At 72.8% G+C, this 5,093-nt stretch carries 10 protein-coding genes; all 10 read left to right on the forward strand.

Features of this window, described 5'->3' with window-relative positions; translation table 11 throughout:
• The first annotated feature begins 52 nt into the window (after positions 1 to 52).
• On the forward strand, positions 53 to 511 hold the full coding sequence (locus tag JS521_RS33600) for an RRQRL motif-containing zinc-binding protein (RefSeq protein WP_239488193.1): 459 nt from the start codon (positions 53 to 55) through the stop codon (positions 509 to 511).
• 28 nt (positions 512 to 539) lie between these two features.
• Positions 540 to 1,016 (forward strand): hypothetical protein, encoded by a 477-nt coding sequence (locus JS521_RS33605; protein WP_205086676.1) that lies wholly within the window; start codon positions 540 to 542, stop codon positions 1,014 to 1,016.
• 28 nt (positions 1,017 to 1,044) lie between these two features.
• On the forward strand, positions 1,045 to 1,305 hold the full coding sequence (locus JS521_RS33610; protein WP_205086681.1) for a hypothetical protein: 261 nt from the start codon (positions 1,045 to 1,047) through the stop codon (positions 1,303 to 1,305).
• 127 nt (positions 1,306 to 1,432) lie between these two features.
• Positions 1,433 to 2,050 carry a hypothetical protein gene (locus tag JS521_RS33615; protein ID WP_205086677.1) on the forward strand — a complete coding sequence of 206 codons (618 nt, stop codon included), beginning with the start codon at positions 1,433 to 1,435 and terminating at the stop codon, positions 2,048 to 2,050.
• Positions 2,047 to 2,400: a hypothetical protein gene (locus JS521_RS33620; protein ID WP_205086678.1), complete on the forward strand. Its 354-nt coding sequence runs from the start codon at positions 2,047 to 2,049 to the stop codon at positions 2,398 to 2,400. Before JS521_RS33615 ends, JS521_RS33620 begins: the two co-directional genes overlap by 4 nt.
• Entirely contained in the window at positions 2,397 to 3,035 is a 639-nt protein-coding gene (locus tag JS521_RS37405) for an AAA family ATPase (protein WP_307847993.1), read from the forward strand. Before JS521_RS33620 ends, JS521_RS37405 begins: the two co-directional genes overlap by 4 nt.
• Positions 3,036 to 3,107: 72 nt before the next feature.
• The gene (locus tag JS521_RS37410) at positions 3,108 to 3,395 is read left to right on the forward strand and encodes a hypothetical protein (protein ID WP_307847994.1); all 288 of its coding nucleotides are present in this window, start codon (positions 3,108 to 3,110) and stop codon (positions 3,393 to 3,395) included.
• Entirely contained in the window at positions 3,392 to 3,586 is a 195-nt protein-coding gene (locus JS521_RS33630; RefSeq protein WP_205086679.1) for a hypothetical protein, read from the forward strand. The genes JS521_RS37410 and JS521_RS33630 overlap by 4 nt, the downstream gene beginning before the upstream one ends.
• Positions 3,583 to 4,395, forward strand: coding sequence for a hypothetical protein (locus JS521_RS33635; RefSeq protein ID WP_239488194.1), 813 nt, complete (start codon positions 3,583 to 3,585; stop codon positions 4,393 to 4,395). The genes JS521_RS33630 and JS521_RS33635 overlap by 4 nt, the downstream gene beginning before the upstream one ends.
• Positions 4,396 to 4,519: 124 nt before the next feature.
• Positions 4,520 to 5,093, forward strand: a 574-nt coding sequence (locus tag JS521_RS33640; RefSeq protein WP_205086680.1) for a GGDEF domain-containing protein, incomplete at its 3' end; no start/stop codon positions are given.

Here is a 5,093-nt window from a genome sequence, read left to right on the forward strand (position 1 = left end):
GCCCCCGCTACCCGCTGCCCCAGCGCCGCCTCCCCGGTACCTGGAGCCAGTGATGCCGCGCACCCGACGCAAGCGCCCTCGCAAGGTGCCGCGCAGCGAGGCGCTGCTGCCCGAGCATGACCGTGGCGCTGTCCCCGAGGGCCTCGCTACGCGGCGTGCTCTTCGGGAGATGGGGCTGAGCCCCGGCGACAACACGGGGCCGGTCGCGATCCTGCGGTGCCGCCTGTGCGCGACCCGGCCGAACTGGTCGTGCCGTCACCCCACCCGCGGGTTCCTGCTCCGGGTCGACCTGGCAAAGCCGAAGCGTGTCCCGACGCTGGCTCAGGAGCTGGCGCTGGACCGCGCGCTGGCCGCCAGGAGCACCTGCCCGAAGTGCGCGCGCCGCTACTACTACTGCCTGCCCTTACGCACCGTCGGCTGCTGCGACCCGTGCGCCCAGGGCTACGAGCCCAGCCCCGGCACCTACGTCACCACCACCAACGTGCCGGTCACGCACCGGCTGGCCGCCTGAACACCTCAACCGAAGGAGCGATCACACCGTGACCGAGACCCTCACCCCGCCCGCCATCAGCCCGGCGGCCGACTCTCCGCTGGCCCTCCTGTTCGACATCGTCGCCACCACCGCCCGCCTCACCACGGACGAGGAGCGCGACGTGGCGGAGACCGCGGCCGCCGACCACATCTACACCGCCTACCCCGACACCCTCGGCCAGGCGGTGGACCACGACGCCTGGACCGGCTACCCCGCCCTGCGCGACCACAGCGTCCAGCCCAGCGCCGTGGCCCACCTGGACGGCGGGCTGTGGCTCCACCACACCATCACCGCCGACGCCGACTACCGCGACGTCCTCACCCTCCTCGTGCCCTGCACCTGCGGCCACGGCTACGTCGAATCGCTGCTGGAGGACGAGAACGACCTCCTGGAGCTGCTGGAGGAACTGCTCCCCACCGGCGGGCACGCCGTTCACAGCGGCGACACCGGCGGCCCGTACTGCGCCAGCACCCCGGCCCGCTGAGCCGGTGCGAACCCTGCCCTGCTCGCTGATGGCGGCCGCTGCGGTGCCTGTGGCGCTCGCCGCGGCCGCCGCCGTCCTCAAGGCCCGCCGCTGGCAGCTGTACGCCGACCGGCACCGCATCCACCTCACGCCGTATCCCCGCCGCTCCTGCCCCGACTGCCGGGGCGAGGGCGGCTGGTGGGCTGGTGGGCCGTTCCCGGAGATGGAGGCGTGCGGCTGCTGGTCCGACCGGCGCGAGCTCCGCATCCGGCTCCTGCCCGTCCCGGCCTGGGACGAGCCGCCGTTCTGAACACCGCCGCCCCCGGCCGGACTCCGGCGGGGGGCGAAAGCGCATCACGGGGCGACCGCAGCATCGGCAAGAGGCCGGCCGCCCCACACACCCCACCCCGAACACCGAAATGAGGAGCACACCCAGCATGACCGATCGCCTCCGCACCATCGAGGGCCTCGCCCTGGCCGCCGCCCTGACCGCCGTCTTCGACGGAGTCCACAGCTTCGGGGACCAGGTCGTGCAGAACTCGCACGACGCTTCGACCAAGGGCATGCACGGCTCCCACCTGGTCTACAAGAACGACGGCTCCCCGGTGGAGCAGAACCCGTGGCGCCACGGCAAGGAGGGGCGCACCTGCACCGCCAGCGCGTACGGCCGCCGCTCGGTGAGCCGACACGTCGCCAGCTACTCCGCCGTGCAGCTCGCTTCGACGCTCGCCGTCACCCGCACCGTCGGCTACCGCGTGCCCGCGGCCGCGCTCCTCACCGGCGCCGCGATCAACGCGATCACCCACGGAATCCTGGACCGGCGCGACCCGCTCCTGTGGCTTGCCGAGAAGGCGGGCAAGACCGGATACATCAAGCACGCCACGGTCGTACGCAAGGCCGGCGGTGAGGGCACCGAGTACCCCGAGCCGGTCCAGGACGTCTCCGGGCCCGGCACGGCTCTGATGGAGCTGGACCAGGCGGCCCACCGCCTGATCGGGGTGGCCGCTGCCCTGGTCACCACCTGGATCACCCTGCGCAATGGCGACCGCCGGTGACCCCCGCCGCCCGCACCCGGCTGGAGCGCGTATGCGCTTCGGCCGGAATCGCGAAGCTCGCCGTCCAGCAGGTCGAGGACGAACTGGGCGGTCCGGTCGACGCCGAGTTCCTCGCTGGGCTGCTGCGCGAACTGTTCGACGAAGGCTTCCCGCAGGACGGCGTCCTCGGCTCGCTCAACCAGCTCCTGACGATGGCCTCCCGCGCCGCCGCGCTCACGCCGCTGAACGGCGAAGACGCCGAATCCGCCGCCTGCGCGATTGAAGAGGCCGCGGCCTTCGTCGCCGACTCCGCCGGGATGCGCCTGCACCTGGCCACCTCCACCCTCCACCCGCAAGGAGAACGCGCATGAAGACCACCTTCACCGGCACCATGCAGCCCCTCGACACGACCATCCCCGACCCGTCGCTCATCGTGATGATCGGGGCGAGCGGCAGCGGCAAGAGCACGCTGGCGAGCAGCTGGCCCGCCACCCAGGTCCTGGAGCTCGACGCCTTCCGGGCGATGGTTTCGGACCGGGCCGGCGACCAGTCCTCCACCGAGGCCGCGGTCACCGTCATGCACGCCGCACTCAAGGCCCGCATGGCCCGCCGGCTCACCACGGTCATCAGCGACACGAACACCGACGCCCGCGTCCGTAAGGGCCTGATCGACGCCGCCCGCGCCCACGGTGTACCCGTCGTCGCGCTGCTCGTGGCGACCCCGGCCGACGTGTGCGTGCGGCGTCAGGCCGTCCTCGACCCGGACCGCGCCGTGCCCGAGGACGTCGTACGCCGCCAGCACGCCGACGCCGTCACCGCGTTCCCGCAGCTGCACGGCGAGGGCTTCGACCACGTCGTCTTCGCCGACAACATCCACCGCCTGGAGCCGCTCCTCAAGCGCGCCAGCGACGCCCGCCGCCGCGACATGGGCTGGGACGGCAGCGCCGGCTTCGGCTCCCTGCTCCTGGTGCGCCGCGTCTTCGGCCCGGACGTGCTGCCGCTGTAGACCTGGCGCGAGGGCAGCGACCTGGCGGGCGGCGACCGCGTCGGCGAGATCCGCCTCGGCAAGGACCGGCTCGTGCTCGCCCTGCGCACGGACGTCGACGGCGAGGGCGACATCGGCTTCGACCTGCTCACGTGCTGCCCGTACGACGACGAGTGCGACGCGCGCGCCTGGCAGCCCGTGCACTCGGTGACCGACCTCCTCGTCGCGCACACCAGCGACCGGCCGCACCCGGACGCCGTCTGCCCCGTCCACGGCGGCCCCGATGACGTCGATCAGGAGGCCGACGACCACGACCAGGACGACGTCCCCGAGGGCCGCGCGGACCTGGAAGAGCAGTTCGCGGCCGCGGTCCGCGAGTGAGACGCGCCGCCGACGGTCCGCACCCGCACCCGCTCACCCCGGCCGACCTTGTGGCCGGGGATGAGTGGGCGCACGGGTGCCCGGACTGCCACCTCTCGATCCAGGGCGGCACCGCCGGCCTCGCCGCGCACCGCCGCACCGTCCACACCAGCGCGGGCGACCCGCGCCGCCAGATCAACATCCAGTTATGAGCGGCCCGGCCGCTCTCACCCCTTTCACGGAGGACTCCATGGCCCGCAAGCCCGTCACCTGGTACATCGCCACCCCCGCCGACGGCATCATCGAGATGTCCCGCGAAGCCGGAACCCCGGTGAACCTCGCCGCCAGCGTCGGCAAGGTCATCGACCACCCCAAGCCCTGCACCAACCTGTGGTTCGACGAGAGCCGCTTCTCCTACTTCCGCATGGTCAAGCGCATCGGCGAGGTGCTGGAGGACACCGGCATGTGCCCCACTTGGCCCGTCCGGCTGTGGATCGTGGAGCCGCTGGGTGAGACCGGCAACTGGAGCCAGCGCTACTACCCCTACCGGCTGCTCTCCCACCAGATCCGCGTCCTCGAGGAGACCGAAGCCCACCGTGCGCTCGGTCCCGCCGGCCGCGACGTCCTGAACGTCATCCAGCAGGAGATCCCCGAGCGGGCCGCGGGCTGGGCCGCGGACTGGGACTCCGACCCCGATGGCATGCGCGACCGGCAGTGGAACTGGGATCAGTGCGGCGGCCCGACCTGCGGCAGCGGCCGGTGGGCGGACTCCCTCGCCATGTCGGTCTCGCACAACCGCCGCGAGTCGGCCGCCCAGACCTGGATCGAGCAGCTTGCGCGCAACGCCGTCGACCAGGCCCTCGCCGACACCGACGCCAGCCTGATGGCCCGTTGCTACGCCTATGGCCGCGCCACCGGCTGCGCGGTCGCCACCCAGCACCAGGCCCGCTTCGAGCCGTATGTCCTGGACGCACTGCGCGGCATCGGCCTCGACTCCCCTGCCCCGGCTGTGGCCGTCTGATCCCACCGGCCGCTCGACGGCTCAAGGGCAGCCACACCACCACACCAAAACGCTCGGGACCGCCGAGGCAACGGCGGTCCCGAGCTACTCCCACCCGTGACTGAGACGAGAGGGAAACCTCAGTATGAACAGCCCCGCGCGCTTACCGGGCCGGATCAGCCCGAACGCCCTCCTGATCACCGCCGCAGCCGTGCCGCTGACCGGCTGGGCGCTCCACGCCACCGCCCTGTACAAACAGATCGCCACCAAGGACAAGGACCCACTCACCGGGCTGCTGCGCCGCGACGCCTACACCGTCCGCGCCCGCCGCCTCCTGGCCCGCCACGGCGACACCACCACCGTGGTCATGGTCGACGTCGACCACTTCAAGGCCGTGAACGACACCATGGGCCACGAGCCGGGTGACGCCGTACTCGCTGCGTTCGGCGCCCGCCTCGCCACCTGGGCAGGCCCACGCGCCGCCGTAGGCCGCCTCGGAGGCGACGAGTTCGCCGTGGTCCTGGACCTGGCCGCGGACCGCCGCCAGGTCCGCCTTCAGCAACTGGTCCGGATGCTGCACACGCCCGTCGTCCTGGACGACGGGCGCACGGTCGACGTCGCCGCCTCCGTCGGCGCCGCAGCCCCAGACGTGCTCGGCACCCGCGCCCAGGGCGCGTTGGAGAGGGCGGCCGCCCCCCCCCGTTACGCCCGGGAGCCCA

The sequence above is a fragment of the Streptomyces durocortorensis genome (assembly GCF_016901035.1).
GTDB lineage: Bacteria > Actinomycetota > Actinomycetes > Streptomycetales > Streptomycetaceae > Streptomyces > Streptomyces durocortorensis.